The sequence below is a fragment of the Streptomyces sp. NBC_01077 genome, from assembly GCF_045162855.1.
In the GTDB taxonomy this organism is placed as follows: domain Bacteria; phylum Actinomycetota; class Actinomycetes; order Streptomycetales; family Streptomycetaceae; genus Streptomyces.
Map to the genome: position 1 here is coordinate 4,786,569 of NZ_CP108669.1, position 20,347 is coordinate 4,806,915.

27 protein-coding genes and 1 pseudogene are annotated in these 20,347 nt (G+C 71.8%); 17 read left to right on the forward strand and 11 right to left on the reverse strand.

Features of this window, described 5'->3' with window-relative positions; translation table 11 throughout:
- The first annotated feature begins 2 nt into the window (after nt 1-2).
- Complete coding sequence (locus tag OG462_RS21440) at nt 3-212, forward strand: hypothetical protein (protein WP_406059808.1); 210 nt, start codon at nt 3-5, stop codon at nt 210-212.
- A 141-nt stretch (nt 213-353) separates the two neighbouring features.
- Nucleotides 354-626 carry a hypothetical protein gene (locus tag OG462_RS21445; RefSeq protein WP_406059809.1) on the forward strand — a complete coding sequence of 91 codons (273 nt, stop codon included), beginning with the start codon at nt 354-356 and terminating at the stop codon, nt 624-626.
- Between the two features lie 171 nt (nt 627-797).
- Here the strand turns inward: OG462_RS21445 and OG462_RS21450 are convergent, their stop codons facing one another.
- A complete protein-coding gene (locus OG462_RS21450) occupies nt 798-1,625 on the reverse strand; it encodes a hypothetical protein (RefSeq protein WP_406059811.1) in 828 nt (275 codons plus the stop codon).
- A gap of 264 nt (nt 1,626-1,889) precedes the next feature.
- Between OG462_RS21450 and OG462_RS21455 the strand changes: the two genes are divergently transcribed.
- Nucleotides 1,890-2,897 carry a phosphotransferase gene (locus OG462_RS21455; RefSeq protein WP_406059813.1) on the forward strand — a complete coding sequence of 336 codons (1,008 nt, stop codon included), beginning with the start codon at nt 1,890-1,892 and terminating at the stop codon, nt 2,895-2,897.
- Nucleotides 2,898-2,902: 5 nt separating this feature from the next.
- Here OG462_RS21455 and OG462_RS21460 read toward each other — a convergent pair whose 3' ends face one another.
- Genes OG462_RS21460 through OG462_RS21470 form a run of 3 tightly spaced genes read right to left on the reverse strand, consistent with a single transcriptional unit; the run spans nt 2,903 to nt 4,187 of the window.
- Complete coding sequence (locus OG462_RS21460; RefSeq protein ID WP_406059815.1) at nt 2,903-3,106, reverse strand: hypothetical protein; 204 nt, start codon at nt 3,104-3,106, stop codon at nt 2,903-2,905.
- Nucleotides 3,107-3,136: 30 nt separating this feature from the next.
- Nucleotides 3,137-3,622, reverse strand: a complete 486-nt coding sequence (locus OG462_RS21465; protein WP_406059817.1) for a hypothetical protein — start codon at nt 3,620-3,622, stop codon at nt 3,137-3,139.
- Between the two features lie 55 nt (nt 3,623-3,677).
- On the reverse strand, nt 3,678-4,187 hold the full coding sequence (locus tag OG462_RS21470; protein ID WP_406059819.1) for a GNAT family N-acetyltransferase: 510 nt from the start codon (nt 4,185-4,187) through the stop codon (nt 3,678-3,680).
- Between the two features lie 115 nt (nt 4,188-4,302).
- Here OG462_RS21470 and sigJ (OG462_RS21475) point away from each other — a divergent pair, with 115 nt between their 5' ends.
- The 3 genes from sigJ (OG462_RS21475) (at nt 4,303) to OG462_RS21485 (ending at nt 7,218) form a co-directional block, all read left to right on the forward strand.
- Nucleotides 4,303-5,247 (forward strand): RNA polymerase sigma factor SigJ, encoded by a 945-nt coding sequence (sigJ, locus tag OG462_RS21475; RefSeq protein WP_406059821.1) that lies wholly within the window; start codon nt 4,303-4,305, stop codon nt 5,245-5,247.
- A 112-nt stretch (nt 5,248-5,359) separates the two neighbouring features.
- Nucleotides 5,360-6,562, forward strand: coding sequence for an NAD(P)/FAD-dependent oxidoreductase (locus OG462_RS21480; protein WP_406059823.1), 1,203 nt, complete (start codon nt 5,360-5,362; stop codon nt 6,560-6,562).
- 149 nt (nt 6,563-6,711) lie between these two features.
- Entirely contained in the window at nt 6,712-7,218 is a 507-nt protein-coding gene (locus OG462_RS21485; RefSeq protein WP_406059825.1) for an anthrone oxygenase family protein, read from the forward strand.
- On the opposite strand, the gene OG462_RS21490 is transcribed toward OG462_RS21485, so the two are convergent.
- Nucleotides 7,178-8,098 (reverse strand): LysR family transcriptional regulator, encoded by a 921-nt coding sequence (locus OG462_RS21490; RefSeq protein ID WP_406059827.1) that lies wholly within the window; start codon nt 8,096-8,098, stop codon nt 7,178-7,180. The genes OG462_RS21485 and OG462_RS21490 overlap by 41 nt on opposite strands.
- Nucleotides 8,099-8,231: 133 nt before the next feature.
- On the opposite strand from OG462_RS21490, the gene OG462_RS21495 reads away from it, so the two are divergent.
- Nucleotides 8,232-9,335, forward strand: coding sequence for an alkene reductase (locus tag OG462_RS21495; protein ID WP_406059828.1), 1,104 nt, complete (start codon nt 8,232-8,234; stop codon nt 9,333-9,335).
- A 17-nt stretch (nt 9,336-9,352) separates the two neighbouring features.
- On the opposite strand, the gene sigJ (OG462_RS21500) is transcribed toward OG462_RS21495, so the two are convergent.
- On the reverse strand, nt 9,353-10,285 hold the full coding sequence (sigJ, locus tag OG462_RS21500; RefSeq protein ID WP_406059830.1) for an RNA polymerase sigma factor SigJ: 933 nt from the start codon (nt 10,283-10,285) through the stop codon (nt 9,353-9,355).
- A gap of 196 nt (nt 10,286-10,481) precedes the next feature.
- On the opposite strand from sigJ (OG462_RS21500), the gene OG462_RS21505 reads away from it, so the two are divergent.
- Nucleotides 10,482-10,910, forward strand: a complete 429-nt coding sequence (locus OG462_RS21505) for a hypothetical protein (protein WP_406066640.1) — start codon at nt 10,482-10,484, stop codon at nt 10,908-10,910.
- Nucleotides 10,911-10,997: 87 nt separating this feature from the next.
- Here OG462_RS21505 and OG462_RS21510 read toward each other — a convergent pair.
- Nucleotides 10,998-11,252: pseudogene (locus OG462_RS21510) on the reverse strand (TetR family transcriptional regulator C-terminal domain-containing protein); the annotation flags it as partial.
- A 50-nt stretch (nt 11,253-11,302) separates the two neighbouring features.
- On the opposite strand from OG462_RS21510, the gene OG462_RS21515 reads away from it, so the two are divergent.
- The 6 genes from OG462_RS21515 to OG462_RS21540 all read left to right on the forward strand — a co-directional run bounded on the left by OG462_RS21515 (nt 11,303) and on the right by OG462_RS21540 (nt 14,702).
- The gene (locus OG462_RS21515; RefSeq protein WP_406059832.1) at nt 11,303-11,713 is read left to right on the forward strand and encodes a VOC family protein; all 411 of its coding nucleotides are present in this window, start codon (nt 11,303-11,305) and stop codon (nt 11,711-11,713) included.
- A gap of 31 nt (nt 11,714-11,744) precedes the next feature.
- The gene (locus OG462_RS21520) at nt 11,745-12,185 is read left to right on the forward strand and encodes a helix-turn-helix transcriptional regulator (RefSeq protein WP_406059834.1); all 441 of its coding nucleotides are present in this window, start codon (nt 11,745-11,747) and stop codon (nt 12,183-12,185) included.
- 10 nt (nt 12,186-12,195) lie between these two features.
- A complete protein-coding gene (locus tag OG462_RS21525; RefSeq protein ID WP_406059836.1) occupies nt 12,196-12,825 on the forward strand; it encodes a glyoxalase in 630 nt (209 codons plus the stop codon).
- A gap of 115 nt (nt 12,826-12,940) precedes the next feature.
- Entirely contained in the window at nt 12,941-13,423 is a 483-nt protein-coding gene (locus OG462_RS21530; protein WP_406059838.1) for an iron chaperone, read from the forward strand.
- A gap of 620 nt (nt 13,424-14,043) precedes the next feature.
- A complete protein-coding gene (locus OG462_RS21535; protein ID WP_055598357.1) occupies nt 14,044-14,247 on the forward strand; it encodes a cold-shock protein in 204 nt (67 codons plus the stop codon).
- A gap of 182 nt (nt 14,248-14,429) precedes the next feature.
- Complete coding sequence (locus OG462_RS21540) at nt 14,430-14,702, forward strand: SCO5918 family protein (RefSeq protein WP_406059840.1); 273 nt, start codon at nt 14,430-14,432, stop codon at nt 14,700-14,702.
- A gap of 81 nt (nt 14,703-14,783) precedes the next feature.
- Here the strand turns inward: OG462_RS21540 and OG462_RS21545 are convergent, their stop codons facing one another.
- A complete protein-coding gene (locus OG462_RS21545) occupies nt 14,784-15,143 on the reverse strand; it encodes a hypothetical protein (protein WP_406059841.1) in 360 nt (119 codons plus the stop codon).
- A gap of 57 nt (nt 15,144-15,200) precedes the next feature.
- A complete protein-coding gene (locus tag OG462_RS21550; protein ID WP_406059843.1) occupies nt 15,201-15,803 on the reverse strand; it encodes an MBL fold metallo-hydrolase in 603 nt (200 codons plus the stop codon).
- Nucleotides 15,804-16,034: 231 nt separating this feature from the next.
- Between OG462_RS21550 and OG462_RS21555 the strand changes: the two genes are divergently transcribed.
- Together OG462_RS21555 and OG462_RS21560 are read left to right on the forward strand one after the other, a co-directional pair.
- Entirely contained in the window at nt 16,035-16,991 is a 957-nt protein-coding gene (locus OG462_RS21555) for a GlxA family transcriptional regulator (protein ID WP_406059845.1), read from the forward strand.
- A gap of 106 nt (nt 16,992-17,097) precedes the next feature.
- On the forward strand, nt 17,098-18,057 hold the full coding sequence (locus OG462_RS21560; protein WP_406059847.1) for a D-2-hydroxyacid dehydrogenase family protein: 960 nt from the start codon (nt 17,098-17,100) through the stop codon (nt 18,055-18,057).
- A 174-nt stretch (nt 18,058-18,231) separates the two neighbouring features.
- Here OG462_RS21560 and OG462_RS21565 read toward each other — a convergent pair whose 3' ends face one another.
- Together OG462_RS21565 and OG462_RS21570 are read right to left on the reverse strand one after the other, a co-directional pair.
- Nucleotides 18,232-18,588, reverse strand: a complete 357-nt coding sequence (locus OG462_RS21565) for a GntR family transcriptional regulator (protein ID WP_406059848.1) — start codon at nt 18,586-18,588, stop codon at nt 18,232-18,234.
- Between the two features lie 2 nt (nt 18,589-18,590).
- Nucleotides 18,591-19,556 (reverse strand): hypothetical protein, encoded by a 966-nt coding sequence (locus OG462_RS21570; protein ID WP_406059850.1) that lies wholly within the window; start codon nt 19,554-19,556, stop codon nt 18,591-18,593.
- A gap of 112 nt (nt 19,557-19,668) precedes the next feature.
- On the opposite strand from OG462_RS21570, the gene OG462_RS21575 reads away from it, so the two are divergent.
- Nucleotides 19,669-20,346 (forward strand): S8 family serine peptidase, encoded by a 678-nt coding sequence (locus OG462_RS21575; protein ID WP_406059852.1) that lies wholly within the window; start codon nt 19,669-19,671, stop codon nt 20,344-20,346.
- Nucleotide 20,347 lies beyond the last annotated feature (1 nt).

Consider the following 20,347-nt stretch of genomic DNA (forward strand, 5'->3'; position numbering starts at 1 on the left):
TCATGGAGACCTTGATCGCACTCGCGGCAGCCGCCGTGCTGATCGCGCTCGGCATGCGCCTCATCCACCGGCTCAACGCCCAGCACGACGCACGCATCGCGGCCCACCACTTCAGCGACCCCTACCCGGCCATCGCCCGTCCCCCCGGCCACAGCCACCACCCGCCGACCGGACAACCCGCCGGCCACCGGCTCACGGGCACCTGGCCCTGACCACCTCGGACCACTCCTCCGGCCGAGGGCCGCGGGTGGGGCACCCGACACCCGGGACAACCCACCCGCCGGCCTCTCACTCGCCCACGTCGACGAAGTGTGAGCGGCAGCGGGCCTTCGCATGAACCAAAGGACTCGATCATGGCGACACTCCGCGAGCGACAGGTCTACCGCGAACGGGTCCTGACCGCCCTCTACGAAGCCACCGAAGGCAACCGTCTCCTCGGAGTCCCGGGGCGGAAACTGCGGAACGACCTGCGCATCCCGGAGGAGGACCTGGCCGCCGCCTGCACCTACCTCGCCGGCGAGGAGCTGATCACCGTCGACTGGGAACCGGGCAACACACCCGCGATGGTCTCCCTCACCCACCAGGGAATCCGCCGCATGGAGGCCGAAGAGGAGGAACGCGGCTGAGCCGGACCGCCCGATGGCCCGCTCCGCCTCCCAGCCCGCCCGGCCTACGGTCGTACAATTGAACGTGGATCGAGCACTCTCACGTGTGACGATCCGGAAGGGCGGCCTCGGCGGAGCTAGTGCGCTGGGGCCGTTGCAACGACTGCCGCCATGAGGCCCACGCGCCCGGCGTCATGGCGTCGCCCGGTGCTGGTGACCCACCTCGCGCGCGAGGTCGAGGCCGAGGACGCGGTCGAGGAAGGCGAACGTCTCGAACCTGGCACCGGCCGGTACGTCGGCGCGCGTCGCCACGGTGGCCAGCGTGTCCAGGACGGCGGGTACGCCGAGGTCATCGGCCAGCACGTCATGGGCGTGTCGCAGCACATCGGCAGGGACCGGCCTGGACGGCTCCTGTGCCCAGTCGGCCACCTGCTGCCGCCAGTCGCCCAGCGTCCGCCGGGCCTCGTCGAGCGCGGTACCGGTGACCGTGACCGGTGTGCGGTAGGTGTGGCCGAGCAGCAGCAACCTCACGGCCAGCGGATCGGTCCCCTCCGGGGCGACGGCGTCCAGGGGCCCGGGGGCCAGGAGGTGGGCACGGTCCGGGACGTCCCCCTCCCGGGATTCCGGGCCGACCCGGCCCACCTCGACGCTGACCCCGCCGACCGTGTCCTGTGCGGCGGTCCCGTACGCGTGGACGTGCACGTCGGCAGCGGCGCAGAGCGTTCCCTGCGGATGGTGAACACCGACGGCGGGCGGGTGGACGCCGAGAGCGGACATGGCGCGCCCCAGCGCCTCGTCCTGCTCGGGCGGCAGGTCAGGCGTGGTGAGGAACGTGCGGGACTGCAGGCCGTGCAGCTCCGCCGTGCGCGCCAGTACGTCACCGACCAGGAGCACCCGCAGGTCCATCAGGCCGATCCCGGCGTCGCCGACCGGCAGATGGACGCAGATGCTCAGCAGATGACGGCGTACGGAGGGAATCTCCACGAGGTGGCCGGTGCGGGTGTCGACGATACGCAGCATGATGCGGAGGCTAGCCGTGGAACCCTCCGGCACCGGGGAGGACCTGACCAGGCGTTCGACATCGGCAGGACAGTGGGCGCGTGTCCCGTCCGCACCCTCGGCAGCGGTGACCAGTGGTGATCATCGATGAACAGCGGTGAACAGCGGTGAACAGCGGTCGCTCCGGGCGCGGCAGAGCCCTCGCCGGCCCCATCCGGCTGGAGACGAACCGCCCGGACACAAATGCGTTGCCCCCGCCACGGCCGACCGGGAAGGGTGGAGCGCGTGATCGACACGCCTGCCGGGAAACGGCTGACCCGGGTCCTGTCCGCCTTGGGGATGCCCCCGGATGTCGAAGCCGTGCCGCTGGAGAGCTACTCCAACGACGCCTGGCGCATCGGCGATCGGATCGTCCGTGTGTGCTGGCGGGGTGACATCGGCCGACTGCGACGCGAGGCGGCGGTCGTGCCGTTGCTGCCCCCGGAGATTCCCTGTCCCGAGATCCTGGCGGCCGGCGACGACGGCGAGCTGGCCTGGACGGTCACCCGTCGGATGCCCGGGCAGGGGCTGCACGCGGTCTGGCCGACCTTGGACGACGGCGAGCGCCGCAAGGCCACCGCCCAACTGGCCGACGTACTAAGGGCACTGCACACCTGGCAGCCGCCCGAGCCGGTCCGGAACCTGCTGGTGGGACACCTGCACTCCCGGCCGACGGGCCCGGAGGCCCTCGTGGGCGCCGACCTGTGTCCGCTGCCGGTGGAACGCGCCCAGGCCCTGGCCGCTCATGCCTCGCCGACGCCCGGCCTCGGCCTCGTCGCCGCCAGACTCGCCGAGCTGGCCGGCCTCGATCCGTACCTGGAGGAGCCGCAGGGCGTCGTGCACGGCGACCTGCACTTCGCGAACCTGCTCTGGGACAAGGGCCGGATCACCGCGGTCCTCGACTTCGAATGGGTCCGCCTCGGGCCGCCCGATCTGGACCTGCTCTCCCTTCTCCGCTCGGTCGACTGGGCCGGGTCCGGCGACGCCGAACTCCTGTCCCCGCAGGAGATGACGCGGCTCCTCGGCCGACTGGCCGCCGATTACCCGGAGCTCTTCGCCCATACCGATCTGGCCCATCGCCTGTGGCTGTACCAGCTCGCCTACACCGTCCGCGAGCTGTACACGTGGCCCCCGGCCATGCCGGACGAGACAGCGCCCGACCACCCCGTGAACAGCCTGCCCCGCTTCGGCCAGGGCCCCGACCACCTGCACGGGCTGCTCACCCCGCCCCACGGCGACCGACGTCCCGGGTGACCTGCTCAGGGGGCGGTGAACGCGAATCGCCGGGCAGCCTCCGCAGGCGTGACCCGCTGCCCTCGCCCGGGGACGTCGTAGACGAACACCGCGCCTTCCGCCCACAGTCGGGCGCTGCTCGCGTCCCGGCTCATGACCGCGGCGTAGGCGCTGACATCAGCGGCGGAGATGTCCTTCCCCGCCGGCCGGCGGTCCGACGAGTACGACAAGTCCTGTGGGGATCACCATCGGCTCGACGCTCATGACGCCCGGCCTGACAGGGAGGTCAGGATTGCGCGGGCCGCGGCCATGAAAGCGGCCTTGTGCTCCTCCAGGTGCTCGTTGACCTCGGTGTCGCCTATCTCGCGCCATACCGCCTGGTTGAGCGCGCGACCGTACGCATGGACAGGGGCGTGCAGGCCCGGATCGCAGAGCAGCACGAGGTGCCGTTCAGCGACCCACAGGGTGGTCATGGCGGCGGCGGCGGTTCCACTCCAGCCGTCCTCACCGCCCCATGATTCAGGGCGGCTGTAGGCCGCTCGTTCGGCTTCCTGGGCGCACGCGATGAAGTCCTTGATCGCCTGGAGCTGTTCGGCCCGGCGCGCCTCGTCGGTGTCAGCCCTCCGCCGTCGCTCCTCCGACCGTTCCGCGGACCGCAGGGTCGCGCGCTGGGAGATCGCCGTCAGACCACCGCCGAGCGCGACACCCGTGAGCGAGAGGACCGAAGTCCACACCTCCGAAGCCATGGCTGCCCTGCCTTCCTTGCGACAAGTCCCGACGACAAGCCCCTCCGACGACGCCTTACGCCAACTCCTTGCGCATCAACGTGCACATGGTCTCGTACCGGCGGATCGAGCCGTCCGGGCCCTCCGCGTCCCAGGCGTCGGGTTCACGGCCGTAGGCCACGTACCCCAGTCGCTCGTACAGTGCCCGGGCCCGTGAATTGCTCTCCTCCACCCCGAGCTCCGCCCGCCGCAGGCCGCGTGCCCTGATGCGGTCCTCCGCGGCCCGGATGAGGACGGTGCCCAGACCGCAGGACTGCAGGGCCGGAAGTACGCCGAGCTGCCACAACGTGCCCGCACCGGCCGCGACCTGATAGTCGACGCCGCCGATGGCCACCGGCAGACCGGCCGGGGTGCAGACGGCCAGGTAGTCCACCTCTCCGGCAGCCGCGCGGTCCAGCTCGCGTGCCACGTGGACCAGGTGGGTGGCTGAGCCCGACCAGGTACAGGCCGGCAGGTCGGCGGACGTCAGATCACGGACGAGGACGGGTACGACGACCTCGGCCGCCCCAGCGTGCAACAGGCTCATGCGGCCATCCCAGCAGTCCGGCGAACGCCCGCACCAGTGGATTTCGGCGCAGGACCTCACCCGGTGCACGTTGTCTCCCTGCCGTTCCCGGCCCGCGGCTCCTAGGATCGCGAGCATGGCCTTGATCATGAGTGACGTGGACCGGTTCGAGACTGCCAGGCCCCGGCTGGAGGCCATCGCCTACCGGCTGCTCGGCTCGTCGAGCGAGGCGGAGGACGCCGTACAGGAGACGTTCCTGCGCTGGCAGGCGGCTGACGTCGAGCGGATCGAGGTGCCCGAGGCCTGGCTGACGAAGGTCCTCACCAACTTGTGCCGCAACATGCTCACTTCGGCCCGCGCCCGGCGCGAGACGTACGTGGGGAGGTGGCTCCCCGAGCCGCTGCTCGCCGGGGACCCGATGCTCGGCCCGGCCGACACCGCCGAGCAGCGCGAGTCGGTGTCGTACGCCGTCCTCGTCCTGCTGGAGCGCCTGTCGCCCAACGAGCGGGCGGCGTACGTGCTGCGCGAGGCCTTCGGGTACCCGCACCGGGAGATCGCCGAGATCCTGGACATCACCGAAGCCGCCTGCCAGCAGATCTATCACCGGGCCAAGAAGCACATCGCGGACGGCAGGGCGCGCACCGAGATCGACGACGCCGCCGCCCGGAGAATCGTCGAGGAGTTCCTGGCAGCGGCGACCACCGGCCGTACCGAACCCCTCGTACGCCTGCTCACTCAGGACGCCGTCTCGGTCGGCGACGGCGGCGGCAAGGTCCCGGCCCGCGCGAAGGCGTTCGAGGGGGCGCTCGCGGTCGCCACGTTCATGCGCGGACTGTTCAAGCCCAGCGCGGCCAAGCGGGCCCATGTCGGCGGGGCGCCGGACATCTACGCCACGACCGCGAACGGCGGGCCCGCCATCGTGGCGGCCGTGGACGGCCGGGTCGTCGCGATCACCTGCCTGGAGGTCACCTCGGAGGGAATCGCCGCGGTCCGCCACCAGGTCAACCCCGACAAGCTCGTCCGCGCGACCGAGCAGTGGGCCGCCGCGGACCACGGGGAGGCCCCGCTCTACACCCTCTGAAGAGGCGTGACGCAGGTCACATTCCGATCCTGTCAGGGAACGGGGGGCTGTCCGGTTCAAGGGGGGAAAGCACGCCGGACAACGGCGGCCCCGCCCAGACAGGAGCACGGACATGCAGCACCGCATCGTCGTCCTCGGAGCCGGCTACACCGGAGCCGTCACCGCCGGCCGCCTCGCCAAGCGGCTGCACCACGAGGACGTCACCATCACCCTCGTCAACCCCGAGCCCGACTTCGTCGAGCGCGTCCGGCTGCACCAGCTCGCGGCCGGCCAGGACCTCAGGCCCCGCCCGTTCGGCGAGATGTTCGCCGGCACGGGCGTGGAGCTGAAGCTCGCGAAGGTCACCGCCGTGGACGTGGACCGCAAGACGGTGACGGTCGCCACCGCGAACGGCCCCGAGCGGGAGCAACTGGAGTACGACACCCTGGTCTACGCCCTCGGCAGCGGCTGGAACGACGGGGGCGTCCCCGGCACCGCCGAACACGCCCACGAGATCTCCGGCCGCCCCGGTGCCCTCCGGCTCCGCGACCGCCTGGCCGCCCTGGACGCCGGCCGGCCCGTGGTCGTGGTCGGCGGCGGCCTGACAGGCCTGGAGGCCGCGACCGAGATCGCCGAGGCCCGCCCGGACCTCGACGTCGCCCTGGCCGCCCGCGGCACCCTCGGCGACTGGCTCTCGGAGAAGGGCCGCGCCCACCTGCGGAAGGTGGTGGACAAGCTCGGCATCACGGTCCACGAACACACCGCGGTCGACACCGTGGAGGCGCACGGCGTGACGACCGCCGACGGCCGGACCATCCCCGCCGAGGTCACGGTCTGGACCACCGGCTTCGCCGTCCACCCGATCGCCCGGGCCACCGCCCTGGAGGTCACCGACCGCGGCCAGATCGTGGTCGACACCACGATGCGCTCGGTCTCCCACCCGGACGTGTACGCCGTGGGCGACGCGGCGATGGCGATGGGCCCGGGCGACAAGCCGCTCCGCATGTCCTGCGCCTCGGGCATCCCCATGGCCTGGCTGGCCGCCGACACCCTCGCCGCCCGCCTCGCCGACACCGAGGCGCCCCAGGTCTCCATCCGCTATTCCCAGCAGTGCATCTCCCTCGGCCGCAAGGAGGGCCTGATCCAGTTCGTCACCGCCGACGACCAAGCGGTCGAGAAGGCCCTGACGGGCCGCGTGGCCGCCCTCTACAAGGAGCTGATCTGCAAGGGCGCGGCCTGGGGCGTCGCCAAGCCGACCCTGGGCATGCCGTCCCGGCGCCGGCGTGTCGTACGGCAGGAGACCGGGAGCCGCGCCCGGGCGGGGGCCACGGCCTGACCGCGCCACGGCCGAACTGCGGCTGTCGGCGGACGTGGTGCGCTGCGCAGGGGACCTGGGCGGCCGTGACGCCGGGACACGGGCCCTCAGCGCACCGCGTGGCCGCCCGAAGTGCCACCCCGGCCCCCGACCGCGCACCATGACCGACCATGACCACCGACGCAAGGGAGCCGACGAGCATGCGCGTACGCCTCTTCCAGGGCCTGGCCCTCCTCTCCACCGGGCTCCTCGCGGGCGCCTTCGGCTACGGTGCGGCCAACCTCGTGCCGACCTTCGACGCGGTACCGCTCGACATACGGCTGTCGTTCCACGCCGAGCTGATGAAGATGAACGGCATCACCATGCAGGCGGCGATGGGCGCGTCGATCCTCAGCTCGCTGACTCTCGCCGCCCTGACACACGGCCGCACCCGGCTGCTCGCGGGGGCGGCCGGCCTGCTGGCGCTCGCCTCGTTCCTGGTCACCCGGTTGGGCAACGTCCCGATCAACGGCCGCATCAAGGAATGGGCTAGCACGTCGGCCCCGGCCGATCACGCGGAGATCCTGGACCGCTGGGAGATGTTCAACAACATCCGCACGGTCGCCGCCGTCATCGCGTTCGCGCTTCTGATCTTCCTCACCCTGAGGCTCCCGGCGGCATCCGAGCCGGGCCGCTGAGCGCCACCTCGCAGGCGGTGTCCGTGAAGGCGCGTATCCGGGCGTTCTCCGCGCCCGTCGGCCAGAGGAATCCGTACTCGATGGGCGTCGCGTCGCTGAAGGGGACCCACTCCACGTCCGGCCGCGCGTAGTAGCGCTGCGCGGCCTCGCTGGCGCACGAGACGCCCTTGCCCCGGCCGACGAGGTTCAGCACCTCGGTCCAGTACGTGGTGGCGGGCGCGTGCGCAATGGGCAGCCCGCTCGGAGTGTGCCGCGGGTAGTGGTAGTCCAGCCAGTACTGCGGTACGGCCCCGGCGACGGCGAGGAGGGTCGCCTCCGCCAGGTCCTCCAGGGACACGGACGCGCGCCGCGTGAAGGGGTGGCCGAGGGGGACCATCAGCATGCGGGACTCACGGAGCACGACGGGGCCGAGGGTGAGATCGGGTTCCTCCACCGGGCGCTCGGTCACCTGGAGATCGAGCCGGCCGCTCCTGATCGGACCGAACGGATCGGAGATCTGCACCTCGTGGATCTCGACCTCGCAGTCCGGATGGCGGGAGCGGAACACGTCGATGGCCTTCAGGAGGATCTCGGCGACCATGGCGCTCGAATAGCCGACGTGGAGCACGCCCCTGATGTCCCGTCCGGCGGCCATCGCCCGGTCGACGGCTCGCCGCAACTGCTCCTGGGCGGGGAGCAGATCGTCCCGCAGCTGACGGCCCGTCGGGGTCAGGGCGACATGGCGGCTGGTGCGCGTGAACAGCGGCACGCCGAGGCGGCGCTCCAGCTTCTTGACGGTCTGGCTGACCCGCCCCTGCGCCAGTCCGAGACGCTCGGAGGTGCGCCTGAAGTGCAACTCCTCGGCCAGCGTGAGGAAAACCTCGATCTCGTGGCGCTCCACCGCCGACCTCCCTCGTGAGTTCACCGGTGAGTTCACCGCTGACTTCATCGGTGACTTCATCGGTGAGTCTGGCGCACCGATCGTAGATGAGATCGATCTTGTTCGGTCCGTCGGTCCGTTCGAGAGTGGGTCCATGACCAGCGTCTTCGACACCGCCCGACTCGGTGCCCTGCCCCTGCCCAACCGCCTCGTGATGGCGCCGATGACCCGCAACCGCGCCTCCGACGAAGGCGTTCCGACCTCGATCATGGCCACCTACTACGCGCAGCGCGCCTCCGCGGGCCTGATCATCGCCGAGGCCTCCACGCCGAACGCCGTGGGCCAGACGTACCCGAACATCACCGCGATCCACGACGAGGCGCACGTGGCCGGCTGGCGTCGCGTCACCGAGGCCGTGGCCGCCGCCGGCGGCCGGATGTTCCTGCAGCTGCAGCACGGCGGACGCATCGGACACCCCGACAACAGCGGCGGGTTGACGCCCGTCGCGCCCTCACCGATCGCGCTCCCCGACACGATCTTCACGCCCGGTGGACACCAGCACGCCGTCGTACCGCGCGAGATGACCCTCGACGACATCCGTACCACCGTGGCCGACTTCGCCGCCGCGGCCCGCCGCGCCGTCGACGCCGGATTCGCCGGGGTCGAGGTGCACGGCGGCAACGGCTACCTCCTCCACCAGTTCCTGGCGTCGGGCACCAACCACCGCACCGACGCCTACGGCGGCACGGTGGCCGGCCGCATCCGATTCGTGCGGGAGGTGGTCGAGGCCGTCGCCGAGGCGATCGGCCCCGACCGGGTGGGTCTGCGCATCGCCCCCGGCGTCACCGCCAACGGCATGCACGAGGACGACATCGAAGAGGTCTACCCGGCGCTCGTCGACGCCCTCGCCGGCACCGGCCTCGCCTATCTGCACGTCGTCCTCGCCGACCCCGACCAGCCCCTCTTCCAGCACATCCGCAAGCACTGGGCGGGCACGCTGATCGCCAACCCGGTACTGCCGTGGCCGGGACCGCTCCCCGAGGACGGCGGCAGGCACGAAGCCGAACGCCTCCTGGCCGCCGGAGCCGACCTGGTCTCCCTCGGCCGCGCCTTCCTGGCCAACCCCGACCTGGTGGAACGGCTGCGCATCGGCGCGCCGCTCAACCCCCTGCGGGACAAGGGCCTGATGTACGTGGGCGGAGAGGCCGGGTACACCGACTACCCGGCGCTGGACGACACCACCTTCTCCGACCACTGATGCCACTGGTGCACTGATCAGGTGGTGGTCCACGGCTGGAGCTTCTCCGGGTTGCGGACCGCCCAGATGTGCGTGATCCGGTCGCCCTCCAGGCCGAACGCCGCCACCGTCACGGTGGTGCCGGCGCGCTGGGCAACCAGGCCGGCGCGGCCGTTGACCGAGCGGACCAGCAGCTTCATGCCGGGCGCCATGTCGCCGATCGCGACGATGTAGCGGGCGATCTCTCCGGCACCGGTGATCGGGCGGAGTGCCGCGCCGACCAGGCCGCCGCCGTCGACGACCACCGTGGCGTCGGGGTTGAGCAGACCGACGAGGGCCGCGATGTCCTGGGCCTCCCACGCCTGCTTGAAGTCCCTGATGACCCGCGCCTGCAGGCCGGTCGGCGTCTCCGGAGGCCGGGCCGCGCGGACCCGGCGGCGGGCCGACGACGCGAGCTGCCGGCATGCCGCGGGGGTACGGCCGACGATCGCGGCCAGTTCGGTGAAGGGGTACCGGAAGACGTCGTGCAGGATGAACGCGACCCGTTCGGCCGGGGTCATGGATTCGAGGACGACGAGGAACGCCATGTCGACCGACTCGTCCAGGGCGATCCGGTCGGCGGGGTCGGTCCCGCTGTCGCCCGGCCGTCCGTTCATCCACTCCGTCGTGTCGGGCAACGGCTCCGGGACCCACTCCCCCACATAGCGCTCGCGCCGCGCCCGCGCCGAGCCGAGTACGTCGAGGCAGATGCGGCCGACCACCGTCGTCAGCCAGGCGCCGGGGGCCTCGATGGCCTCCTGCTGCCGGGGGGACATCGCGTACCAGCGGGCGAAGCCCTCCTGAACGGCGTCTTCCGCCTCGGCCAGGGAGCCGAGCAGCCGGTAGGCGACGTTGATCAACTGCCGGTACTCGCCCTCGGGCAGGTCGGGTACGGGCGCGAGCCCGGGTTCCGGTTCCGTACGGCTGCTCATGGTGGTGGCCCCCTTCGTTCGATCCGCACTCGTCATGATCGACGAGACGCGCATCACTCCATAACCCTGGTACCGCGCCTCACATTCTCCGTGGCTGCGTCGTCGGACCGTCGAGAGAGCGACCGGCAGCGGAAGGACGGGGATCATCATGGCCACGCGGACGACAGCAGGCACGGCGGCGCAGACGGTGGGATCGATGACGGCATCGGCGGCGGAGCGGCGCGGGGCCCGGTTCGCGACGTTCGTGCGCGTCTCGATCGCCCTCCAGACCGTGGGCATCTTCTTCCAGGCGGTCACGTCCGGGCTCGCGCTGTCCACGGAGTACGGGGAGACGCTGCACAGCGCCGGTGCCCGCGGCATGTACGCCGCGTCGATGCTGTACCTGCTCGCCGCGATCCTGGCGTGGCGACCGGGCGGCGCCCCGGCCCGGCCGATCCTCTACGCGACCGGGTTCCTGCTCCTCGCGTCGCTGCAGGTGATCCTGGGCATCGGGCACGTGATGGGCTTCCATATCCCGCTGGGTGTCCTGATGTTCGGTCTGAGCCTCCTCGACCTGGCCCGGGTGGCGTTCCGGCACCTCCGCCCGTCGGCGCCGGTCTCGGGCTACGCGAACTCGCCTTCCTGAGACGGGAGTCGAGCCACTCCTCGTCACACACCCCCGGTGTCCGACGGCGTCGCCGCACGGACGACGTCCGCCGCCGCGCGCGGACGTCACCGGATCAGTACGTCGTGAGGCGCGGCCCGGCATGAACGCGCCCTCCAGCAGGGCGATCACCGAGCTCGCCGTCTCGCGCGCGGCGGGCTCGGCGATGCCTCCGGCCCGGTAGAAGGCGGCGAGGCCGTCCGTCCAGCTCGCGAACACCTCGGCGGTGGCCACGCGCAGCGGTTCATGCGCACTGGCCACCTCCAGCGCGACGGTCGCGATGGGGCACGGGTCCGCGAAGTCGAGCTCTCGCAGCCTTGATATTCGTCAGGAATCGAGAAGCGGGGGCGCGCGTGCCCAACTAGCTTGTGGGCATGGACATCACCATTCACACGACCGTCCTCCCGCACGACGACCCCGACGCCTCCCTCGCCTTCTACCGCGACGCCCTCGGCTTCGAGGTGCGCAGCGACGTCGGGCAGGGCAGGACCCGCTGGATCACCGTCGGGCCCGTCGGACAGCCCGGTACGTCGATCCTGCTCGCGCCGCCCGGTGCCGACCCGGGGATCACCGAGGCCGAGCGGCGCACCATCGCCGAGATGATGGCCAAGGGCACCTACGGCTGGATCCTGCTCGCCACCCCCGATCTCGACGCCACCTTCGAGAAGGTGCAGGCCGGGGACGTCGAGGTGGTCCAGGAGCCGACCGAGCAGCCGTACGGCGTGCGCGACTGCGCCTTCCGTGATCCCGCGGGCAACCTCGTACGCGTCCAGGAGCTCCGCTGAAAGGATTCCCCTCATGTGTCATCCTGCGTGGATGAGCGCACTGACCGAGGCGCAGCGCCTGAGTGATCTGGCGCGGTTGCGCCGCGTTCGCGACCGGATCGACCGGGAGTACGCACAGCCGCTGGACGTCGAGGCACTCGCCCGAGGCGTGAACATGTCGGCGGGGCACCTCAGCCGCCAGTTCCGGCAGGCCTACGGCGAGTCCCCGTACTCCTACCTCATGACGCGCCGCATCGAGCGCGCCATGGCCCTGCTCCAGCAGGGCGAGCTGAGTGTCACCGACGTCTGCTTCACGGTCGGCGGCTCCTCGCTCGGCACGTTCAGCACCCGCTTCACCGAGCTCGTCGGCGTACCGCCCAGCGTCTACAAGCGCCAGGTCGCCGACGGCGAGGCCGGGCTGCCCTCGTGCGTGGCGAAGCAGGTCACCCGACCGGTCAGGAATCGAGAAGCACCGGTGAGCGCCCGCAACTAGCGTGATTCTCATGAACGCCATCGCCTCCATCACCCTCGAGGTGGCCGACCTCCCGGCCGCCGACCGCTTCTACACCGCCTCCGGTCTCGGCGCCCATGTGCGTCTGCGGGCCGCGGACGCGCCGACCAGCGGCTTCCGCGGGTTCTCGCTGTCGCTCACGGTGGACCGGCCGGCCGACGTCCGGCACTTCGTGGACGCCGCGCTCGCCGCCGGCGCCACCTCGCTCAAGCCCGCCTCGAAGTCCTTCTGGGGCTACGGCGGCGTGTTCCGGGCGCCGGACGGGACCATCTGGAAGGTCGCCACCTCGAACAAGAAGGACGCCGGCCCGGCCACCGGCCGCGTCGACGCGTTCGTCCTCCTCATCGGGGCCACGGACGTCGCCGCGAGCAGGACGTTCTACGTCGAGCACGGCCTCACCGTCGCGAAGAGCTTCGGCCGCAAGTACGTCGAGTTCGCCGCCGCCGAGGACAGCCCGGTCAAGCTCGCCCTGTACGGGCGTCGCGCCCTCGCGAAGGACGTCGGCGTCCCCGTCGACGGCGAGGGGTCCCACCGGATCGTGCTCGGCGGCGAGGGCACCGGCGCCTTCACCGACCCGGACGGGTTCGCCTGGGAGGCGGCCTCCGTGGCCGCCACCTCCTGACCCGTACGCCGCGAACGACGTACCCGTAACCCCTGCACGTACCCGTACCCCCGCCCACACCTGCACCCGTACGCAGGAGCAGTCCCCATCCCGCCTTGTGAGAGGAAACCCCGTCATGTCGAACACGCGGTCGTCCGCCAAGAGCCCCGGCACCGGCAAGAGCGGCGAGAAGTACGACGGCTTCACCGAGGACGAGCGGGACGCGATGAAGCAGCGCGCCGCGGAGCTCAAGAGCTCCGCGCAGCGCGGGTCGCGGTCGGCCAAGACCGACGGGGAGGCCGACGTCCGCGCGAAGATCGCCGAGATGACGGACACCGACCGCGCCCTCGCCGAGCGGCTCCACGAGATCGTCAAGGAGCACGCGCCGGGCCTCGCGCCGAAGACCTGGTACGGGATGCCCGCGTACGCCAAGGACGGCAAGGTCGTCTGCTTCTTCCAGAGCGCGCAGAAGTTCAAGACCCGGTACGCCACGCTCGGCTTCAGCGACCTGGCGCAGCTCGACGAGGGCACCATGTGGGCCACCAGCTACGCCCTGACGGAGCTCACCGCCGCCGACGAGGCCCGGATCGCCGCGCTCATCGCGCAGGCCGCCGGCTGACACCACCGGCGCGCGGGCGGTGTCAGCGGCTCGGCGTCGCAGCCGCCACGGCGAGTTCCGACGACCCCGCCGAGCTGCGGACGCCGGGCTTCCGCTGCGATGGCGGAACGGGCGGCGCAGGCAGGGGTGTTGAGCAGGGCCGCCGATGGCGGGCCTTCCTCGTGGTGGGAGCGGGTCGCGGGGGTGTCGCTGTGACGACCGCCCCCGGGAGACCCGGCCATCCGCTCGGAAATGTGACCTGAGTCACGGGACTGAGGCCCCGTCGAAGTCCCGTGGAAGTCCTGCCGAGGGCCCGTCGGGGCCCTCCCGACCGCTGCTCCGCGCGGTCGCAAATCCGAGATCGCCCCCGCGAGAATTCGAAGCTACGCGCGGTGAAAATTTGTCATGTAAACACACGGGATGCGACAGGGCGAAATCTTCACCCCGCACTCTCCGCCCCATCGTGCTACTGTCGATATCAGTTGCAGTTGTGGGTCCCGAACGTACGAGTGCCCTCCCGGTTTATCCGGCGCTGGGCACCCTTTTTCATTTCCGGGCTTTTTCCGGACGGGGCGATCATCGCAGCGACACGGAGCACACACAGTGTGGGCTCCGAGCACTGCCCCGAAGGAGAATTTGGCATGGCGACTGGCACCGTGAAGTGGTTCAACTCGGAAAAGGGCTTCGGCTTCATCGAGCAGGACGGTGGCGGCCCCGACGTCTTCGCCCACTACTCGAACATCGCCTCCTCCGGCTTCCGTGAGCTGCAGGAAGGCCAGAAGGTGAGCTTCGACATCGCGCAGGGCCAGAAGGGCCCGACCGCCGAGAACATCGTCCCCGCCTGACACCCGGCGCTGACGCGTAGCACAAGCTGACGAGCTGAGGCCCGCACCTTTGGGGTGCGGGCCTCAGCTCTTTGCAACCCTGAGTACCTCTCAGCACCTCGCAGTACCCTTCAGCACCCCTCATCGGCTGCGGGAATTTCCTGGCCGGCCCCCTTCTGGACCACTTCTCCGCAGGAGTCACCATGCGCTGTGTCATCGCCCGCTTCCCGTTCGAGCTGACCAAAGCCGGCGTGCTCGAATCGATGAAGGGCGTCAAGCCCGAGCCCGCCATCGGTGACGTCGTCGTCATCGGGCGCCGCCAGTACCCCGTGAAGCAGGTGGGTGAGGTCGTCACCCGCCAGGACCGCCGTGACTTCAGCGCCGGCGAGGTCGTGCGGGCCATGACCAAGCTCGGCTTCACCTGCCTCACGGTCACCGCCGAGGAGCAGTCCTCGCCCTCCGAGACGACCTTCTGAGCTTCTGACGCCCGACCGTCGGCGTGGCCCACAGGGCCAACGGGGGCACCGCGGTCACAGGACTCGGGGGAGTCGGCCGGTTCAGTGGTCGAAGTAGCTGAAGTCGCCCACCGTCCAGGCGCTGACGTCCTCGAGGGCGACCCGGTACATCCCGCCGGTCTCCGGGATGCCCACCGTGCCCTGGAGGATCCGGGCGAGGTGGAAGTGCAGGTGGGTGGGTGGACCGCCCTTGGGTTCCGAGGGGCTGAAGATGCCGGAGAACTCGCCCAGGCGGGTGGAATCCGTCAGGACCTCCGACACGCGCTGTCGCCACAGGGCTTCCGGGGCCAGTCGACCGGTCAGGACCGCACCCCCCACGACCACCGTCAGGGACATCTGATTGCTCTGCCCGGACTCCACCGTGGCGGCAATGTCAACGAGCAGCTCGTCAGGCTTCGACATGGAAGTCGATTCTAGGCGGCAGCCGGGCCCCGCAGCCGTACCCGTGCTCGATCCCCGCTACAGCGGCGCCGTGTCGTCCGCCGGGAACGCCGGGCCGTGGCCCGGGACGATCACGTCGGCCGTGGCCAGGACGCGGAGGCGGGAGTCCTTGAGGACCGTGTGGTCGGGGGCCACCGGGTCCTCCACCGGGCCGTTCGGCCGCCACCACAGGTCGCCCACGAAGGCGACGACGCCCGCGTCGGTGCCCGCGAGGAGGGTGATGTCCTCGGGGCTGTGGCCGGGGGTACGGATCAGCCGCAGCGACGGGGCCAGCTCGTGGCCCTCCGCGTCGCGGTCGGTCCACTGGTCGTTCTCGTAGATCGCCTTGTGATCGTGGACACGGGCCCGGCCGAAGAGGCCGACGTTCATGGTGTTGTCGGGGTGGTGGTGGCTGAGGACCACGTCGGTGATGTCGTCGGGGCCGAGGCCGAGCGCGGCGAGCGGTCCGAGGATCCGGTCGCGGCTCGCCACCATGCCGGGGTCGACGATCACATGCCGGTCGCCGTCCCGCACGTACGAGACGGTGGCGGCGACCCCGGGGCCGGTGGAGAGCGTGTATCCGGTGGTCAGGATCGTGTAGGTGGCGGTGCGGCCGCTCGGTGCGTCGTCGTGGTGTGTCATGCCCCCAAGTCTCCTGTGCGGCCCGTCCCTTCACGAGTGGCCGCACTGCCACTGATCGCGGGAATCGTGCCATCGTCGTGCCAGCGCCATCGAAGCCACCTGCGATCCCGCCTGAGGTCCCTCCGCGATCCCAGGCGCGACCCCGCTCTCGATCCCGCCTGAGGTCGCGCCTGCGATCCTCCGCGATCCCACGCGTGATCACGCCCGCGACCCCGTGCCAGACTCGGCCCCATGCCGCCCTTCGTCACCGTCGCCGCCTACGCCCCGCACGGGGTCGGCATGCTCGGCGCCGGCATCGTCTCCGAGGTGTTCGACGCGCGCGGCGGAGGACTCCCGCTCTTCGACTTCGCGCTCTGCACCGACCGGCCGGGCACGGTCCGCACCGACGTCGGGCTGCCACTCGTCGTCGAGCACGGTCTGGACCGGCTGGCCGGGGCCGACCTGGTCATCGCACTGCCCTGGGCGGAGTTCCGCACTCCCCCGGGACCCGCCGTGCTCGACGCGCTGACCTCGGCACACGCGCGCGGGGCACTGGTCGCGGCCCACTGCGTCGGCGCGTTCGCGCTCGCCGCGGCCGGCCTGCTCGACGGACGGCGGGCCACCACGCACTGGCGGTTCGCCGGACTGCTGGCCGAACGCCACCCGGACGTCACCGTCGAACCCGACGCCCTCTACGTCGACCAGGGCCCGGTCGTCACGGGCGCGGGCGCCGCCGCGGGCTTCGACCTGTGCCTGCACCTGCTGCGCCGGGAGTACGGGGCCACCACCGCCAACGCCATCGCCCGGGACCTGGTGCTCCCCTCCCACCGGGACGGCGGCCAGGCCCAGTACCTCGCCACGCCCGTACCCGAGGACAACCGGGACGAGCGGCTCACCGACGTCCTCGCCTGGGCCCGGGAGCATCTCCACGAGCCGCTCCCCGTCGCGGAGCTGGCGCGCAGGGCGCTGATGAGCCGCCGCTCCTTCGCACGCCGTTTCGCCGCCTCCACGGGCACCACCCCGCACGCGTGGCTGCTCTCCCTGCGCCTGAGCCGGGCGGAGGAGCTCCTGGAGACCACGGACCTCCCGGTCGAGGAGATCGCCCGCGCGGTCGGTTTCGGGAGCGCGGCGGTGCTCCGCGCCCAGTTCGTACGCCGCCGGGGTGTCCCGCCCCGGTCGTACCGCCGCTCCTTCTCCCGTACGCCCTGACGCTCGGGGGAGGTCGGATCCCGATCGGTCCGCTGCTCCTCCGGCTCCGCCAGGAGCGCGGTCACCGCCCTGGGCAGGGCATCAGGGCGTACGCGATCATGCCGTCATGAAGCTGCGCTGCGCCGTACTCGACGACTACCAGGGCGTCGCCCTGACCTCCGCCGACTGGAGCCCGCTCGCCGGCCGCGTGGACGTCCGCGTCCTGCGCGAGCACCTCACCGACCGGGACGCGCTCGTCGCCGCCGTCGAGGACTGCGAGATCCTCGTCGTCATGCGGGAACGGACACCCGTCGACGCCGGCCTCCTGGCCCGGCTCCCCCGGCTCCGGCTCCTGATCACCTCCGGGATGCGCAACGCCTCCGTCGACGTCGCCGCCGCACGCGCGCGCGGTGTCACCGTCTGCGGCACCGCCAGCAGTTCCGAGCCGCCCACCGAACTCACCTGGGCCCTCCTCCTCGGCCTCGCCCGGCACGTACCGGCCGAGGCCCGGGCGCTGCGCGAGGGCGGGGCCTGGCAGTCCACCGTCGGCGCCGACCTGGCGGGCCGGACCCTGGGACTCGTCGGCCTCGGAAAGATCGGCGCCCGCGTGGCCCGGATCGGCCTCGCCTTCGGCATGGACGTGCGCGCGTGGAGCCCGAACCTGACGGAGGAGCGGGCGGCCGAGCACGGCGTACGGCTCGCGAAGGACAAGCGGGAGCTGCTCGCGGACAGCGACTTCGTCTCGCTCCACATGGTGCTCTCGGACCGCACCCGCGGCCTGGTCGGGGAGTCCGAGCTACGGGCGATGCGCCCGCGCGCGTACCTCGTCAACACGTCCCGGGCGGGGCTCGTCGACGGTGGTGCGCTGCTGCGGGCGCTGCGCGAGGGGTGGATCGCGGGGGCCGGACTCGATGTCTTCGAGACGGAGCCGCTGCCCCTGGACGACCCCCTGCGGTCGCTGCCGAACGTGCTCGCGCTGCCGCACCTCGGGTATGTGACGGAGGGGAACTACGGGCGGTACTTCGGGCAGGCGGTGGAGGACATCGAGGCCTTCCTGGCGGGTGCGCCGGTACGGGAACTGGGCTGATCCGTCCTGGCGGGTGCGCCGGTACGGGAGCTCGGCTGATCCGTCCTGGCAGGTGAGCCGGTGCGGGAACTGGGCTGATCCGTCCTGGCAGGTGAGCCGGTGCGGGAACTGGGCTGATCCGTCCGCCTGCTCGCCCTCGGCCCGGGCGCGCGCGGGCCGTGGCCCGGGCGCCCGCTACCCCAGGCTCGTCCGCGCCAGCTCCACGAACTCCTCGTCCGTCAGGCCCAGTTCGCGGGCGTCCGCCGCCGCCTCGCGGAGCCGGGAGACCAGTCGGGCGCGGTCGGGGGCGGTGACGCCGGGGACGATGAGGGCGCCGCGGCCCCGGCGGAGTTCGATCAGGCCCTCCTCGCGGAGCCGCTGGTAGCCGCGGAGGACGGTGTGGACGTTGACGCCGAGGGAGTCGGCGAGGTCCCGGGCGGCCGGGAGGCGCTCGCCGGGCGCGGCGGAGCCGTCGGCGAGGGCGCCCCGGACGCAGGCGGCGATCTGGTCGCCGAGGGGCACGGCGGAGGCCGGTTCGACACGGAAGAGCACGGTCAGACCTTCCCACGCCGTTCGGCGAGCGTGTTGAGGAGGGCGGCGGCGGTGTGCGCGTCGGGCACGGTGACCGCGAACTCGCGCCCGCTCTCCCGCCGTACGACGAGGGCCTCGCCGGAGTGCAGCACCACCCCCGTACGCCCGGCCCGGACCCGGTAGCCCCAGCCGCCGTAGTCGGCGAGCACGGCGGCCGTGTCGAGCTCCCGGACGCTCGCGCCCGCGACCTCGTCGAGCGGCACGCGCACGCGGGGCCGGGAGACGAAGGAGGGCCGGACGGTGACGCCGCGCCGGTCGACGGTGACCCGGACCCGGGCGAGGGCTAGCCCGGGCACGCCGATGACCAGGCCGAGCAGGGCGAGCAGGGCGCCGGGCCAGGGGGCGAGGACGAGGCCGACCGGGACGGCGGCGAGGGCGAGCACCGCGAGGACGGTCAGCGGCCGGGAGGCGGTGGCGCGGGTCCAGCCGGCGATCTCGCTCGCGCCGAGCGGGAGTCGGGGCGCGTCGGACGCGCTGTCGAGGGCACCTGCTGCTTCCCCGGCGGGTACGAGCCGGGTCAGCGCCCAGCCCGCGAGAGCGCACAGGGCGGCGGTCGCCGCGCCGAACGCGAGGTTGGTGAGCGGGGAGACGACCGCGGCCGGGTCGAGGGCGTCCAGGTTGTCCCGTACGAGCAGGACGAGCAGCGCTCCGGCGAAGCCGGCCGTCGCCCACGCGCCCCAGAGCGCGGTACGGCGGACGAGGACCGTCCAGCCGGTGCCGAGTCCGAGGAGCAGGGCGACGCTGATGACGGCGAACGCGGTGCGGCCGGTGAAGCCGTCCGCGCGGCCGCCGTCGCCCCCGGAGAAGTGGGTCGCGAGGGTGTCGGGGATCCGGTCGTCCCAGACGGCGAGCAGCATCAGGTAGCCGACGAGCGTGAGGCCGAACGGGAACGCGGCGAGCACGCGAAGACGGGGTGTGGCTCGGTACATGAAAACCCTCCCTTGTTCGCATCAGGATAGAACAACTTGTTCGCACTGCGCTAGAACAACTCGTCTTCCCGCCGGGATGCGGACCCCGTCCACAGGTTGTTGACTGGGCCAAATGCCGACGAAACGGGAGATCTGCATGCGCCGCCGGCCCACCACCCTCGCCGCCCTCACCGTCCTCACCGCCGCGTTCGCGACCGGCTGCGGCAGCGGCGACGACAAGCCCGACCCGATGCGCGGTCAGCAGTGGGGCCTGGACGCGCTGAAGCTCCCGGACGCCTGGAAGAACTCGAACGGCGCCGACACCGTCATCGCCGTCGTCGACACCGGCGTCGACCTCGACCACCCCGACCTCAAGGGCCGGCTCGTGGACGGCTACGACTTCGTCGACAACGACGACGAGCCCAAGGACATGAACGGCCACGGCACCCACGACACCCCGGTCCTGGTCGTCAACGCGGCCGACCAGAGCGGAAAGCCCGCCTCCTTCACCAACTTCGGTGCGCAGAACGCCGTTTCGGCCCCCGGCGTCGACATCCTGTCGACCCTGCCCACGTACACGACGAAGGAGACCCTGAAGAACACCACGGGGTACGGGAAGCTCTCCGGTACGTCGATGGCCTCGCCGTACGTCTCCGCCGTGGCCGCGCTCCTGCACCAGCAGGGCCTGGACCCGGCCGCGATCACGCGGACGATCCGCGACTCGGCCGCCAACCCGCGGAACCTGGTCAAGCTGGGCCTCGGAAACGTCGACGCGGCGGCGGCCGTGAAGGCCGCCGCCGCGAAGAACTGAT